At 70.4% G+C, this 13,808-nt stretch carries 12 protein-coding genes; 7 read left to right on the top strand and 5 right to left on the bottom strand.

Going from position 1 to position 13,808, the window contains the following annotated elements; genetic code table 11:
• The first annotated feature begins 161 nt into the window (after positions 1-161).
• Positions 162-1,223 carry an alpha/beta fold hydrolase gene (locus ACFUPX_RS23785; protein ID WP_383326009.1) on the top strand — a complete coding sequence of 354 codons (1,062 nt, stop codon included), beginning with the start codon at positions 162-164 and terminating at the stop codon, positions 1,221-1,223.
• A gap of 9 nt (positions 1,224-1,232) precedes the next feature.
• Here the strand turns inward: ACFUPX_RS23785 and ACFUPX_RS23780 are convergent, their stop codons facing one another.
• Positions 1,233-2,618: a sensor histidine kinase gene (locus tag ACFUPX_RS23780; RefSeq protein ID WP_383326006.1), complete on the bottom strand. Its 1,386-nt coding sequence runs from the start codon at positions 2,616-2,618 to the stop codon at positions 1,233-1,235.
• Positions 2,615-3,355 carry a response regulator transcription factor gene (locus tag ACFUPX_RS23775; RefSeq protein WP_383326003.1) on the bottom strand — a complete coding sequence of 247 codons (741 nt, stop codon included), beginning with the start codon at positions 3,353-3,355 and terminating at the stop codon, positions 2,615-2,617. The genes ACFUPX_RS23780 and ACFUPX_RS23775 overlap by 4 nt, the downstream gene beginning before the upstream one ends.
• A gap of 64 nt (positions 3,356-3,419) precedes the next feature.
• On the opposite strand from ACFUPX_RS23775, the gene ACFUPX_RS23770 reads away from it, so the two are divergent.
• Complete coding sequence (locus tag ACFUPX_RS23770) at positions 3,420-4,601, top strand: glycosyltransferase (RefSeq protein ID WP_383326000.1); 1,182 nt, start codon at positions 3,420-3,422, stop codon at positions 4,599-4,601.
• Positions 4,598-5,605, top strand: coding sequence for an SDR family NAD(P)-dependent oxidoreductase (locus ACFUPX_RS23765; protein ID WP_383325997.1), 1,008 nt, complete (start codon positions 4,598-4,600; stop codon positions 5,603-5,605). Before ACFUPX_RS23770 ends, ACFUPX_RS23765 begins: the two co-directional genes overlap by 4 nt.
• Here ACFUPX_RS23765 and ACFUPX_RS23760 read toward each other — a convergent pair.
• Positions 5,596-6,240 carry a TetR/AcrR family transcriptional regulator gene (locus tag ACFUPX_RS23760; RefSeq protein WP_383325994.1) on the bottom strand — a complete coding sequence of 215 codons (645 nt, stop codon included), beginning with the start codon at positions 6,238-6,240 and terminating at the stop codon, positions 5,596-5,598. The genes ACFUPX_RS23765 and ACFUPX_RS23760 overlap by 10 nt on opposite strands.
• Positions 6,241-6,614: 374 nt before the next feature.
• Here ACFUPX_RS23760 and ACFUPX_RS23755 point away from each other — a divergent pair, with 374 nt between their 5' ends.
• The 4 genes from ACFUPX_RS23755 (at position 6,615) to ACFUPX_RS23740 (ending at position 10,957) form a co-directional block, all read left to right on the top strand.
• The gene (locus ACFUPX_RS23755; protein WP_383325991.1) at positions 6,615-7,604 is read left to right on the top strand and encodes a tetratricopeptide repeat protein; all 990 of its coding nucleotides are present in this window, start codon (positions 6,615-6,617) and stop codon (positions 7,602-7,604) included.
• A 675-nt stretch (positions 7,605-8,279) separates the two neighbouring features.
• Positions 8,280-8,897, top strand: coding sequence for a DUF6230 family protein (locus ACFUPX_RS23750; protein WP_383325988.1), 618 nt, complete (start codon positions 8,280-8,282; stop codon positions 8,895-8,897).
• A 142-nt stretch (positions 8,898-9,039) separates the two neighbouring features.
• Positions 9,040-9,594, top strand: a complete 555-nt coding sequence (locus ACFUPX_RS23745) for a DUF6114 domain-containing protein (protein WP_383325985.1) — start codon at positions 9,040-9,042, stop codon at positions 9,592-9,594.
• A complete protein-coding gene (locus ACFUPX_RS23740; protein WP_383325982.1) occupies positions 9,584-10,957 on the top strand; it encodes a hypothetical protein in 1,374 nt (457 codons plus the stop codon). Before ACFUPX_RS23745 ends, ACFUPX_RS23740 begins: the two co-directional genes overlap by 11 nt.
• 75 nt (positions 10,958-11,032) lie before the next feature.
• On the opposite strand, the gene pyk is transcribed toward ACFUPX_RS23740, so the two are convergent.
• Entirely contained in the window at positions 11,033-12,451 is a 1,419-nt protein-coding gene (gene pyk / locus ACFUPX_RS23735) for a pyruvate kinase (protein ID WP_383325979.1), read from the bottom strand.
• Between the two features lie 120 nt (positions 12,452-12,571).
• Positions 12,572-13,786 (bottom strand): acetate kinase, encoded by a 1,215-nt coding sequence (locus tag ACFUPX_RS23730; RefSeq protein ID WP_383325976.1) that lies wholly within the window; start codon positions 13,784-13,786, stop codon positions 12,572-12,574.
• Positions 13,787-13,808: the final 22 nt, after the last annotated feature.

Raw genomic sequence — 13,808 nt, 5'->3', positions numbered from 1 at the left:
TGTTCTGGCTGGTCGCGCAGTTCCCCGCGCCCCTTCGGGGTTCGGCCGAAAATTATGGGTGTCAGATGCAAGGGGCTGGGTAGGCGCCGCCCGTCCAACCGCCCTGCCCCTGGAGTCACCCTGTGTCACCCGTGAGCCTGCCCGGACCCACTCGTACCGCTGTGATCGCCATCGGAGCCGCCACGCTCACTCTTCTCGGGGCGCTGACGGTGTACGGCTCGGGTGAGGTCAGTGCGAGCCCGCCCGCGGAGCCGAAGGTCCAGGACACCTTCGACTCGCTGGGACCGGCCGTGCACGCGGCGAAGCTGTCGAACGGCCGGACGGCGCACTACTCCGACACGGGGAACAAGAAGGGCAAGCCGGTCCTCTTCATCGGCGGCACCGGCACCAGCGCCCGCGCGGCGCACATGACCGACTTCTTCCGCTCGACCCGCGAGGACCTGGGCCTGCGGCTCATCTCCGTCGAGCGCAACGGCTTCGGCGACACGGAGTACGACGAGAAGCTCGGCAAGGCCGACTTCGCCGACGACACCCTCGAAGTCCTCGACAAGCTCGGCGTGAAGGACGTCAGCGTGATCGCGATCTCCGGTGGCGGCCCGTACGCGGCCGAGCTCGCCGGGCGCGCTCCGGAGCGGATCTCGGCCCTGCACCTCGCGGCGGCCCTGCCGCCCTACGGCACGAAGCCCGCGTACTGCTCGATGTCCGACGACGAGCTCGCCGGCACCGTCAAGGACTCCATCCGGGACCCGCGCAAGTGGTGGGCGTTCCCGGACGACAGCCCCGTGAAGTCGATACCGGGCTTCGCCGACACGGCGTACGAGGAAGGCGCGCGCACCTACAACCAGCGCGGCCAGCAGGCGGACCCCGCGCCGCAGGTGCACGAGCAGAAGCTGTACTGCGGACGCCCGGGTCCCGATCTCTCGAAGCTCGACGCCCCGGTCTACCTCTACGGCGGCAAGAAGGACACGACCGTGCCGCCCGCGACCCTCAAGACCTGGCAGGACGCCCTGCCCGGCAAGGCGAAGGCGCGGACGTACGCGGACTCCGGGCACGACGTGCAGTACCGCCACTGGGACCAGATCCTGGTCGACCTGGCAGGACACGGCGACCGCACGGTCGTCTGCCGCGGCAAGCACACGCGCGTCCTGCCCGCCGACGAGGCCGACCGGCTCCTCGCCAAGGACAAGGCCACCCTTGGCAGCTGTGCCTGGAAGAACAACTAGCCGAAGCGGCTAGCCCGGCAGCGTCAGCCTGAACAGCGCGCCCCCGCCCGGCGCCCGCTCCGCCGAGAGCTCGGCCCCGTGCGCGTGGGCGATCTGGCGGGCCATCGCGAGACCGAGGCCCGAGCCCGGCAGGGCGCGGGCCTTCTCGGCGCGGTAGAAGCGGTCGAAGACGTACGGCAGGTCCTCCTCCTCGATGCCGGGCCCGTGGTCGCGGACCGTCAGGGCGGCAGGAGTGAACGACACCTCCACGGGCGTGCCCGGCGGGCTGAACTTGGCCGCGTTGTCCAGGAGGTTGGTGACGAGGCGGGAGAGGCGTGCGGGCACGCCGGGGATGCTCGTGCCCTCGGCGTCCGGCGTCACCTGGAGCGTGAAGGGCACCTGCGGCCAGTGGCCACGGGCCGCGTCCACCACATGGGCGACCAGGGGAGCCAGCCGCACCTCCTCCAGGAGCGGCTGCGGCTCCTCGTCGCGGGCCAGCTCGATCAAGTCGTTGACCATGCCGGTGACTTCGCGCAGCTGGCGGGTGAGGGCGCCGGACGCCCGCTCGCGCTGGGCCTCGCTCAACCGGTCGGCGCGGGCGAGGAGTTCGGCGTTCGTACGCAGTGCCGTCAGTGGAGTGCGCAGCTCGTGCGAGGCGTCGGCGACCAGGCGGCGCTGTGCGGTGACCGACTTCTCCAGCTCGGCCAGCATCGCGTTGAACGAGGCGGCCAGGCGCGTCACTTCGTCCTCGCGGCCCGTGGGTCCCGGCGGCAGCTCGATGCGGTGGCGGGCGTCGCGGGTCGCCGTGATGCGCTCCGCCGTGGCGGTCAGGCGGGCGACCGGGGCGAGGCCGGTGCGCGAGACCCAGTAGCCGCCGAGCCCGGACAGGAGCACTCCCGCGCCGCCCACCGCGGCGAGCAGCCCGGCGGCCTGCCGCACGCCGCGCTCGGCGATGTCGGCCCGCAGGGCGACCTGGACGGCGTCCCCCTTGCCGTAGTGCGTGGTGTACATCCGCGTCGGCCTCCCCTCCAGGGTGAGGCTCGTGTAGTACGGCGACGCCCGGCCGCCCGCGACCTGCCGGGTGGAGTGCGTGACCGGGAGCAGATAGGGCTTCGAGGGATCGTCGGCCGGGTCGCCGGGGACGATCTGCGAGCAGGCGGGGGCGCCGAGGAAGCGGCACTCGCCCGTCAGGACCCCCGGCTCGTTGTCGTAGTTCCGCTGCTGGGCGATGAGGGTCGCCGACTGGGCGAGGTTCTGGTCGAGCTGCTGGTAGAGCTTGTAGCGGATGACCAGGAACGCGGCGACGCACACCCCGACCGCGACGAGGGCGACGGCCGCCGCCGCGGCGAGCGCGAGCCGGGTGCGCAGCGGGCGCCTGCGCCGCCACCGGGCGCCGAGCCTGCGCCGGGCGCTCATGGGCTGCCCAGTCGGTAGCCGACGCCGTGCACGGTGTGCACCAGGCGTGGCTCGCCGCCCGACTCCAGCTTGCGGCGCAGGTAACCGACGTACACGGCAAGGGAGTTGGAGTCGGGCCCGAAGTCGCGGCCCCAGACCGACTCCTGGATGAGCTCGCGCGGCAGCACCTGCCCGGCGTTGCGCATCAGCAGTTCGAGCAGGGCCGCCTCGGTGCGGCTGAACTCGACCGGGCGGTGGCCCCGGTGGCCGGTGCGGGTCGACGGGTCGAGGGCCAGATCGCCGTACACGAGGCCGTCGCCGTCGGCGGGGGAGTGCTGCTCGGGGGCGGCGCGGCGCAGGAGGGCGCGCACGCGGGCGACGAGCTCGTCCAGGGCGAAGGGCTTCACCAGGTAGTCGTCGGCGCCCGCGTCGAGGCCGTCGACGCGTTCACTGACGGAGCCGAGGGCGGTGAGCACGAGGACCGGTGTGCGGTCACCCGCGGCGCGCAGCTGGCGGCAGACGGCGAGGCCGTCGAGGACCGGCATCATCACGTCGAGGACCACGAGGTCCGGCTCCCACCGGGCGACGGCGCTGAGCGCGCGCTGCCCGTCGGGGGCGCCGCGCACGAAGTGGCCCTCGATCGTGAGGGCGTCCTCCACCGCCGCGCGGACTTCCGGGTCGTCGTCGACCACGAGGATCTTGGCCGGCGGTGGGCCGACGCCGGTCGCGGGTGGACCCGGCCTGCTCGTGAAGCTCATGGTCCAAAGGTGCCAAACGCGGCTCTTAAAACCCTCTTAGACCTGCTCGTAATGCTCCATTGCCATGCGAACACCCGATATGCGATCTCCCGAGTCAGGGGTCCGTGCCCCTCTCTCCGTCGTCATCGGCGCGGGCGGCACCGGCGGGCACATCTATCCCGGGCTCGCCCTCGCCGACGCCCTGCGCCGTGCCGTGCCGGGCGCGGTCGTCTCCTTCGTCGGTACGGAACGCGGTCTTGAGACCCGGCTGATACCCGACGCCGGGTACCGACTCCACACCGTCGACATGATTCCCTTCGACCCCTCGCTCGGCGCCAAGCGGTATCTGCTGCCCGCCGCCCTGGTGAAGTCCGGCGCCCAGTGCCGCTCGATCCTGCGGGCGCAGGGCGCGCAGGTCGCCGTCGGGATGGGCGGCTATCCCAGCGCTCCCGTCATCGTCGGCGCCCGGATGGCCGGTCTTCCGAGCCTCATCCACGAGTCCAACGCGGTGCCGGGGCGCGCCAACCGGTTCGCCGCCCGTCTCACGCCGAACATCGCCGTCGCCTTCGACCGCAGCCGGGAGCATCTGCCGGGCGGCGAGCGCGCGTACACCACCGGAATGCCGATCGCGGCGCCGCTCGCCGTGCTCGACCGGCGGGCGCTGCGGGCCGAGGCCCGCCGGGAGTTCGGGGTGCCGGACGGGGCCCGGGTGCTCCTCTTCAACGGCGGCAGTCTCGGCGCGGCCCGGCTCACCGAGGCGGCGGTCGGGCTCGCGGCGAGCTGGCGGCACCGTCCCGACGTCCATCTGCTGATCAAGACCGGGCCCGCCGCGCTCGACGAGACGCGGCGGCGGCTCGTGGAGAGCGGCGCGGACGCGGTCGCCAAGGCCGTTCCCTACCTCGACCGGATGGACCTCGCGTACGCCGCCGCCGACCTGGTGGTCTGCCGCGCCGGCTCGGCGACCGTCGCCGAACTCGCCGCCACCGGCGTGCCCGCGGTGCTCGTCCCCTACCCGCACGCGCCCGGCGACCACCAGACCCACAACGCCCGGGTCCTCTCCGACGCGGGCGCGGGCCTGCTGCTGCCCGACGGCGAGACGACGGCGGCGCGGCTCGCGGAGCTCGTCGGGCCGCTGCTCGCCGATCCCGCGCGGCTCGCCGCGATGAGCGGGGCCGCCGATCCGGGGCCGCATGCGCGGGCCGCCGAGCTGCTCGCCGAGCGGGTCATCCAACTCACCCACCACACACCCCACTTGGAGTACGCATGAGCAGCAATTCCGCCCCCTTCGCATGGGCCGGACGCACCGTCCTGGTCACCGGGGCCGAGGGCTTCATCGGTTCGACGCTCGTCGATCTGCTCCTGGAGCAGGGCGCGAAGGTGCGTGCCTTCGTGCACTACAAGCCGTACGCGGAGAAGGGCCACCTCGCGCATCTCCTCGGGGACCCGCGGGTCGAGATGCTCGCGGGTGACGTCCGGGACGCGGGGCGCGTGATGGACGCGGTCGAAGGCTGCGACACGGTCTTCCACCTGGCCGCGCTGATCGGGATCCCGTACTCGTACGACTCCCCGGGCGCGTACGTCCAGACGAACGTCGTCGGTACGGAGAACGTGGCGGAGGCGTGCAGGCGGCACTCGGTGCGGCGGCTCGTGCACACGTCCACCAGCGAGGTGTACGGGACGGCGCTGACCGCCCCCATCTCCGAGGAGCACCCGCTCCAGCCCCAGTCCCCGTACTCCGCATCGAAGATCGGCGCCGACATGATGGCGCTGTCGCACTGGCACGCCTTCGAGCTGCCGGTGACGGTGGTGCGCCCCTTCAACACGTACGGCCCGCGGCAGTCGGCCCGTGCGGTCATCCCCACGATCCTCGCGCAACTGCACTCCGGCGCGCGGGAGATCAAGCTGGGCTCGCTGACGCCCACACGGGACTTCACGTACGTGACGGACACCGCGCGGGGCTTCATGGCGCTCGCGGCGTGCGACGCGGCCGTGGGCCACGCGGTGAACCTCGGGGTGGGCCAGGAGATTTCGATCGGCGACCTGGCGCACGCGCTGATCGAGGCTTCCGGACGCGAGGCGAAGGTGGTCGTCGACCCGGCCCGCCTGCGCCCGTCGGGCAGCGAGGTCCAGCGGCTGCTCTCGGACAACTCCCGGGCGCGGGAGTGGGCGGGGTGGACCCCGGAGGTTTCCCTGAGCGAGGGCCTGAAGCGGACATCGGAGTGGGTCGCGGAGAACCTCCGCCTCTTCGCGGCGGACCGCTATCAGGTCTGAGGCTGTGGGTCGGCCGCGGCTGCCGCAAGGCCGCCGAGCAGGAGCAGCGTGAAGCGGCGGGCCCAGTCCTCGTCGACGGGTTCCGCGCTGACCAGAGCGCGATGCACCACCGCCCCGGCGATCACGTCGAAGATGAGGTCGGCGGTCCGCCCGGCGGCGGTGGCGTCGGGCTCGGGGGGAAGCTCCCCCCGGTCCTGAGCCCGCTTGCGCCCCGCGAGGACCAACCGCTTCTGGCGGTCCACGATCGACGTACGGATCCGCTCCCGCAGCGGCTCGTCCGAGGTGGACTCGGCCACCACCGCCATCAGCGCCGTCTTCGTCTCGGGGCGCCCGAGCAGCGCCGCGAACTGGAGCACGACCCCCTCGATGTCCGCCGCGAGGCTGCCGCGGTCCGGCAGTTCCAGCTCGTCGAACAGCTCCGCCACCGCGTCCACGACCAGCTCGCTCTTGCCCGCCCAGCGCCGGTAGAGGGTCGTCTTGGCCACGCCCGCACGGGTCGCCACGTCGCCCAGGGTCAGCTTGGACCAGCCCAGCTCCACCAGGGCCTGGCGGGTCGACTCCAGGATCGCCGTGTCCGCCGCGGCGTTGCGGGGGCGGCCGCCGGTGCGGGCGGGAGGAGGGATGCGGCTTTGCATCCCGTGACCATACCGGCCAGTACGGAACAGGCCGGATCTGCGGACGAGTGAGGCAGATCACCGAAGTTCGCGCGGGCCCGCCGCCCCCACGCGGGCGCCCGGCAGTTACGCTACGACTCGTAGCGAAAGAGACGTGGGCGGGACGAACGGCAATTCCTCCTCGGCGCCCACTCCCGATCGCGGCGAAGAGCGACCACCACAGCAGTAAGCACAGCGACAACCACAGCGGCAAGCACCGGCACAGGGTGGGGACCCTGCGCCACAACCATCGGTCCTCCTCGGGACCTTGGCGCCACGGCCGTCCGCGGCCCCGCAATCCGGCGGGGGGCTTCGGACGGGCGCGGTTCCCGCACGGCTTGGGGGAGGATGTACTCATGCAGCCACGGAACATGTCCATGAGCGGAGTCGTCGACCTCGCCGCCGTGAAGGCGGCCCAGGAGGCCAAGGCGAAGGCGGAGCAGGCGCGCGCCGAAGCGGCCAGGCAGGGTGGCGGCGCGGTAGCCGGCGTCTCCCCGTCGAGCCTCGTCATCGACGTCGACGAGGCGGGCTTCGAGCGCGAGGTCCTTCAGCGCTCCAGCGAAGTGCCCGTCGTCATCGACTTCTGGGCCGAGTGGTGCGAGCCGTGCAAGCAGCTGAGCCCGCTGCTCGAAGGCCTCGCGCGGGAGTACAACGGCCGCTTCGTCCTCGCCAAGATCGACGTAGACGCCAATCAGATGCTGATGCAGCAGTTCGGGGTCCAGGGGATCCCGGCGGTCTTCGCGGTGGTGGCCGGACAGGCCCTGCCGCTCTTCCAGGGCGCGGCCCCGGTGGAGCAGATCCGCCAGACCCTGGACCAGCTGATCCAGGTCGGCGAGGAGCGCTTCGGGCTCACCGGCCTCACCGTCGACCCCGGCGCGGAGGGGGACGCGGAGCAGCAGGAGGCTCCCGTCGCCGAGATTCCGGCCGGTCCTTATGACGCCCTGCTCGAAGCCGCGGTCCAGGCGCTGGACGCGGGCGACTTCGCCGGCGCCGTGCAGGCCTACCGCAATGTGCTGAGCGACGACCCGGGCAACACGGAGGCCAAGCTCGGCCTCGCCCAGGCCGAACTGCTCCAGCGCGTGCAGGGCCTGGACCCCCAGCAGGTCCGCAAGGACGCGGCCGACCGCCCCGCCGACGTCGCCGCGCAGATCGCCGCCGCCGACCTCGACCTGGTGGGAGGCCATGTGGAGGACGCTTTCGGCCGGCTCATCGAGGCGGTCCGGCGTACGGCGGGCGACGACCGGGACGCCGCGCGCGTGCGGCTGCTCGAACTCCTCGAAGTGGTCGGCTCGGACGACCCGCGGGTGTCCGCGGCCCGTACGCAGCTCGCGCGGGTGCTTTTCTGACACAGCCGTTCGGGCCGTCACGCCAGGTTGTCCGGCCCTTCGTGGGCCGTTCGCTGACCAGTCCCTAAACGCCGGGGCTTGTGATGCCCGAGTGAAAAAATCGCTTCCAAGGCGTCACAGTGGCCGCGCTTTACCAAATCTTGGTAAACGCGGCCACTGTTACTTGGAGTAAGCCCAGGCCAGTCTTCTGTCCTGTTGTGCCCTTCAACATCCCGGTCTGTTCTGGGCCATGGGCGTACCGTCCGTGGCCGACCGATACCGCGCGGTCGTGCTTCGGTTATCGCGCCGTTACTAGCCAGTAACGAACCCCCTTGTGCGGGGGCCGAGAATGCACCACGATCGGCGACGCTCGGTCCAATAGCCCGCAACCCGAAAGCCAGTCGGGAGCGGGGTTTCTGGGTCCCCACCGAGCAGGCCGGAGACACCCCGTCGCCGGTCTTGGACAGGGGGGTCTCTGCCATCAGGCAGGGCCTGTCCGGCAGGTTGTGCGTGTCGCGTGCGACCAGTGGTTGTCGCTCGGGGGTGATCGCCGGTGCTGAGTGGCGCAGTTGCGCGCCTCCCATGCGGGCGCTCTCCTTCCCGAGGACGTAGAGCTTCTCCCATCCCTGCCCGACTGAGCCGCCCGAACGGGATGCAGTCAGGGCCGGAGATGTACGTCCGAGAAGGAGGAAAGTCATGGAGTCCGTGGCTCGTGGCGGAACCAGATGGAAGCGGTTCGCCGTAGTCATGGTGCCGAGCGTCGCGGCTACTGCCGCGATAGGCGTGGCCCTCTCGCAGGGTGCACTTGCGGCATCGTTCAGTGTGTCAGGTCAGCAGTTCAAGGTGACTGCCAAGCAGCTCGACGGTACGGGATTCGTCCAGTACGGGGCGCTTGACAGCGGTAAGTCGGGTAACCACCCGGTCGCCGTCGTCGGCCTCGAAGAGGCAGAGATCACCAACCTCTGCCAGTCCGTCGTCGTTCCGGTCCCCGTCTTCGGCGATGTGTCGATGACCCTCAAGGCCGGCGGCAACGGCGGCCCGAAGGTCGAGGCGAAGAAGCTTTACATCGACGCCGATGACCTGAAGGCCGACGCGACGTTCACCAACGTGGACATCGGCGTCTCGGTCGACCGGACCACCAAGGGCCCCGGCCCGTCGAAGGGCGACAAGTACGCCCCCGACTCGTTCGCGCAGCAGGCCGACAAGGTGAAGTTCACCGACGTCAAGCAGCGTGCGTGGGCGACCACCGCGGGGACCTTCAAGCTCTCCGGTCTGGCTATGTCGGTCAAGAAGGGCAAGCACGAGTGCTACTGAGGCAATTGATGCCTTAGACCGGTACTTGTTGCGCAGCACGGCCGGGCGCGGGGGCGCGACGGAATCTTGACCTCAAACCGTCCCCGTGCCCGAATCCGCAGCACACACAGAACCAACGCCGTTCCCCGAGGAGCTGTACGACATGAGCGCCGAAGCGCAAGTGGGACTGGGCGACAAGCTCGGTCGGATGCGCCAATCGTTCCGAGGGTGGCGCGGTCAGCGCCCGTTCTGGGGTGGCCTGCTGACGTTGCTCGGCGGCATCCCGATCATGTACTTCCCGTACGCGAACCTCACGCTCGGCACGATGACGATCCGGATGGCGACGACCGCCGGTGCCGGCTCGCTGATCATCGGCGTCCTGCTTGTCGTGCTCGGCCTGACCATGTGGTTCCAGCCGCATTCCCGGATCTTCGCGGGTGTCGCGGCGATTCTGCTCGCCCTGGTCTCTCTGGTGGTCTCCAACTTCGGCGGTTTCGTCATCGGCTTCCTGCTCGCCCTGCTCGGCGGTGCCCTCGGCATCTCCTGGGCGGCGGACAAGCCGGCGAAGGCATCCGCGAAGGGACGGGCCGACAGGTCCGACGACGGGGCGCCGGAGCCCGCGGCCGCGGGGGCCGCGAACGGGGTGAGCGGCACTACGGACGATCTGTCAGGAACGAGCCCGGACAACGGGACGAACGGGAGGCACCGTGCCGGCTGACGAGGTGCACCAACTGGACTCCGCGGGTGAGCCCCGCGCGAGATCCGGGCCGCGCCACGCGGCACCCAGAAAGCCGCTCCTCACCCGCCTGCACGTGCCGGCGGGCAAGGCGATAGCCATCGCGGCCATGCCGACCGCCGTCCTCATGGGCATGGGACTGACCCCCCAGCTCGCGCAGGCCAAGCCGCTGCCGAAGAACCCCTTCCAGGACGGCCCGTGCGTCACGGCGCCGGACGACGCATCCGAGGCCACCAAGGACGCGGAGAAGGAAGCCGACAAGGCTGCCGCTCGGAAGGCGGAGAAGGAGAAGGCCGAGAAGGCGGAGAAGGACGCCGCCGACAAGGCAGGGAAGGCCGACAAGAGCAAGGACGACTCCGGCAAGGCCACCGCCGAGCCGGCGCCCTCGCCCTCCGCCGGTGACAAGGCGGGATCGGACTCCTCCGACAAGGACGAGCCTGCGCCCGCCGGTTCCAAGGACGGTGCCGACAAGACCGGCGAACCCGCTCCGGAGCCCTCCGAGACCAAGAACCCGCTGGACCCGCTGGGTGTCGGTGACGCGCTCAAGGACCTCTTCACGCCCGACGAGAAGGAATCCGCGAGCCCCACGCCGACCCCCTCGGCCTCGGAGGACAGCAAGTCCCCCGAGTCTCCTGAGTCCGACAAGTCCGCCGGGGACAAGGCCAAGGACACGGTCGACGACGTCACCAAGCCGGTCGACGACACCCTCGACGGGGTCAAGGACGGCGTCAAGGACGGTGCCGACAAGGCCGGCGACGCGGCCGACAAGGCCAAGGAAGAGGCTGAGAAGGCGGCTGAGAAGGCTGCCGACGAGGCCGAGGCCAAGGAGTCCGCCGACCCGATGGCGCCGGACGAGAACGGCAAGAAGCCGTTCCCGTGCGTGGTCGAGAAGAAGGTCGACGGAGAGGGCGAGCAGACGCCCTCGCCGATCCCGAACCAGCCGTGGAACCTCGAGGCCAGCTCGCTGACGCTCAAGGGCGCGGACTACCAGGGCGTCGTGAACCTGACGATGCCCAACGGCCAGACCAAGCAGTCCTTGAAGTACGTCGTCGACAGCACGGACATCGGCGATCTGCACCAGATCGTCGACGGCCCGAGCGGCAAGAAGTACCACGTCGAGGCCGCGAAGGGTTCCACGTCCACGATCACCGGCGGCAAGACGACGATGTACACCGAGTCGATCTCGGGCAAGCTCTTCGGCCTGATCCCGATCACGTTCGACCCGGAGCACCCGCCGCCCCTGAACATTCCGCTGATCTACTTCACGGACGTGAAGGTGAAGCAGGCGGGCCAGTTCGGCGGCAACCTGCACATCCCCGGTCTGCACCAGTCGATCACCGACTGATCTCCTTCGGGAGCCGCGAAGCGCTGAGGGCGCCCCCTGGATCAGGGGGCGCCCTCAGTGTCGTATCCAGGTGTGTCAGCCGCCCAGGTGGTGCACCCGGACCATGTTGGTCGTGCCGGGGACGCCGGGAGGCGAACCGGCCGTCATGACCACGGTGTCGCCGTCGTTGAAGCGGTTCAGCTTGATCAGCTCGGCGTCGACCAGCTCGACCATCGCGTCGGTGTTGTCGACGTGCGGCACGACGTACGAGTCCACGCCCCAGCTCAGGGTGAGCTGGTTGCGGGTGGCCTGGTCGGTGGTGAAGGCCAGGATCGGCTGGGCCGCGCGGTAGCGGGACAGACGGCGGGCCGTGTCACCGGACTGCGTGAAGGCGATCAGCGCCTCGCCGCCCAGGAAGTCCGCGATCTCGCACGCGGCACGGGCCACCGAACCACCCTGCGTACGCGGCTTCTTGCCGGGCACGAGCGGCTGCAGACCCTTGGCGAGCAGCTCCTCCTCGGCCGCCATGACGATCTTCGACATCGTCTTGACGGTCTCGATGGGGTACGCGCCCACGGACGACTCGGCGGACAGCATGACCGCGTCCGCGCCGTCCAGGATCGCGTTGGCGACGTCGGACGCCTCGGCGCGCGTGGGGCGCGAGTTGGTGATCATCGACTCCATCATCTGGGTCGCGACGATCACCGGCTTGGCGTTGCGGCGGCACATCTCCACGAGGCGCTTCTGCACCATCGGGACCTTCTCGAGCGGATACTCGACGGCCAGGTCACCACGGGCGACCATGACGGCGTCGAAGGCGGCGACGACGCCCTCCATGTTGGCGACGGCCTGCGGCTTCTCCACCTTGGCGATGACGGGGACCCGGCGGCCCTCCTCGTCCATCACCTTGTGGACGTCCTTGACGTCGCCGGCGTCGCGCACGAAGGAGAGGGCGACCATGTCGCAGCCCATCTTCAGGGCGAAGCGCAGGTCCTCGATGTCCTTCTCGGAGAGCGCGGGCACGTTCACGGCCGCGCCGGGCAGGTTGATGCCCTTGTGGTCGGAGATGACACCGCCCTCGACGACGATCGTCTTGACGCGCGGGCCGTCCACCTCGACGACGCGCAGCTCGACGTTGCCGTCGTTGATCAGGACCTGGTCGCCCTTGGAGACGTCACCGGGCAGACCCTTGTAGGTGGTGCCGCAGATGGACTTGTCGCCGGGGACGTCCTCGGTGGTGATGGTGAACTCGTCACCGCGCACCAGCTCGACGGGTCCCTCGGCGAAGGTCTCCAGACGGATCTTCGGACCTTGCAGGTCGGCGAGGACGCCGACGGCACGGCCCGTCTTGTCGGCAGCGGCACGGACGCGGTCGTACCGCCCCTGGTGCTCGGCGTGCGTGCCGTGGCTGAAGTTGAAGCGGGCCACATTCATGCCGGCTTCGATCAGCGAGACGAGCTGCTCTTCGGAGTCGACGGCGGGGCCCAGCGTGCAGACGATTTTGGAACGGCGCATAGGGGCGATCCTATCGGTTTGTTTCGCTTCGGAATATTCCGTCTGGTGGAATCTACAAATGGGCGGAAGTGCGCTCAGGCGTGGCGGTGAAAAGTTCTGATGAATTGCCGATGAATTGGGTTATGACGGGTTCCCGACCAGTGCGTAGGTCTGCCGCGCGATCTCCAGCTCCTCGTCCGTGGGGACGACGGCGACCGCGACCCGTGCGTACTCGGGCGAGATCAGCCGAGGCTCGTCGGAACGTACGGCGTTGAGCTCTCCGTCGACCGCGAGCCCCAGTTCCTCGAGACCCGCGACGGCAGCCTCCCGCACGGGGGCCGCGTTCTCACCGACCCCCGCCGTGAACGCGATGGCGTCCACCCGGCCGAGTACCGCGTAATAGGCGCCGATGTACTTCTTCAGACGGTGGACGTAGATGTCGAAGGCGAGCGCCGCCGCCTCGTCGCCCCCGTCGACGCGGCGCCGGATCTCCCGCATGTCGTTGTCGCCGCAGAGACCGACCAGACCGCTCTTCTTGTTGAGCAGGGTGTCGATCTCGTCGATCGACATCCCGCCGACGCGGGCCAGGTGGAAGACGACCGCCGGGTCCACGTCACCGGAACGGGTACCCATCACGAGCCCCTCAAGCGGCGTGAGCCCCATCGAAGTCTCCACGCACCTGCCGCCCCGCACGGCGCTCGCGGACGCGCCGTTGCCCAGGTGCAGCACGATGACGTTGACGTCCTCGGGAGCCTTGCCGAGGAGCCATGCCGTCTTGCGGGACACGTACGCGTGCGACGTCCCGTGGAAGCCGTAGCGCCGCACGCGGTGCTCGTCGGCGGTGGCCACGTCGATCGCGTAGCGCGCCGCGGACTCCGGCATCGTCGTGTGGAACGCCGTGTCGAAGACGGCGACCTGGGGCAGGTCGGGGCGCAGCGCCTGGGCCGTGCGGATACCGGTGATGTTGGCCGGGTTGTGCAGCGGGGCCACCGGGACGAGCCGTTGGATCTCCGCGAGCACCTCGTCCGTGACGACGGTCGGCTCGGTGAACTGCAGGCCGCCGTGCACCACGCGGTGGCCGATCGCGGCGAGCTCGGGGGAGTCCAGGCCGAGCCCGTCGGCGCTCAGCTCGGCGGAGACCGCCCGCAGGGCTGCCCCGTGGTCGGCGATGGGCTCGATGCGCTCACGCTCCTCGACGCCGCCGCCCGTCAGCGGGGTGTGCTTGAGCCGCGAGGTCTCCTCGCCGATGCGCTCGACGAGTCCGACCGCGAGACGCGAGCCGTCCCGCATGTCGAGGAGCTGGTACTTCACCGACGAGGAGCCGGAGTTCAGGACGAGGACACGGGTGGCGGTCACGGGTGCGGCGCTTTCTGTAGAC

This window comes from Streptomyces sp. NPDC057302, assembly GCF_042667685.1.
GTDB lineage: Bacteria > Actinomycetota > Actinomycetes > Streptomycetales > Streptomycetaceae > Streptomyces.
The sequence above is the reverse complement of the archived record's forward strand: the minus strand, read 5'-3'. Positions and strand labels throughout refer to the sequence as shown.

Coding starts and splice junctions, on each gene's coding strand:
- ACFUPX_RS23780 (WP_383326006.1), bottom strand. CDS start 2,618: ATGAGCGCCCGGCGCAGGCTCGGCGCCCGGTGGCGGCGCAGGCGCCCG.
- ACFUPX_RS23775 (WP_383326003.1), bottom strand. CDS start 3,355: ATGAGCTTCACGAGCAGGCCGGGTCCACCCGCGACCGGCGTCGGCCCA.
- ACFUPX_RS23770 (WP_383326000.1), top strand. CDS start 3,420: ATGCGAACACCCGATATGCGATCTCCCGAGTCAGGGGTCCGTGCCCCT.
- ACFUPX_RS23765 (WP_383325997.1), top strand. CDS start 4,598: ATGAGCAGCAATTCCGCCCCCTTCGCATGGGCCGGACGCACCGTCCTG.
- ACFUPX_RS23760 (WP_383325994.1), bottom strand. CDS start 6,240: ATGCAAAGCCGCATCCCTCCTCCCGCCCGCACCGGCGGCCGCCCCCGC.
- ACFUPX_RS23755 (WP_383325991.1), top strand. CDS start 6,615: ATGCAGCCACGGAACATGTCCATGAGCGGAGTCGTCGACCTCGCCGCC.
- ACFUPX_RS23750 (WP_383325988.1), top strand. CDS start 8,280: ATGGAGTCCGTGGCTCGTGGCGGAACCAGATGGAAGCGGTTCGCCGTA.
- ACFUPX_RS23745 (WP_383325985.1), top strand. CDS start 9,040: ATGAGCGCCGAAGCGCAAGTGGGACTGGGCGACAAGCTCGGTCGGATG.
- pyk (WP_383325979.1), bottom strand. CDS start 12,451: ATGCGCCGTTCCAAAATCGTCTGCACGCTGGGCCCCGCCGTCGACTCC.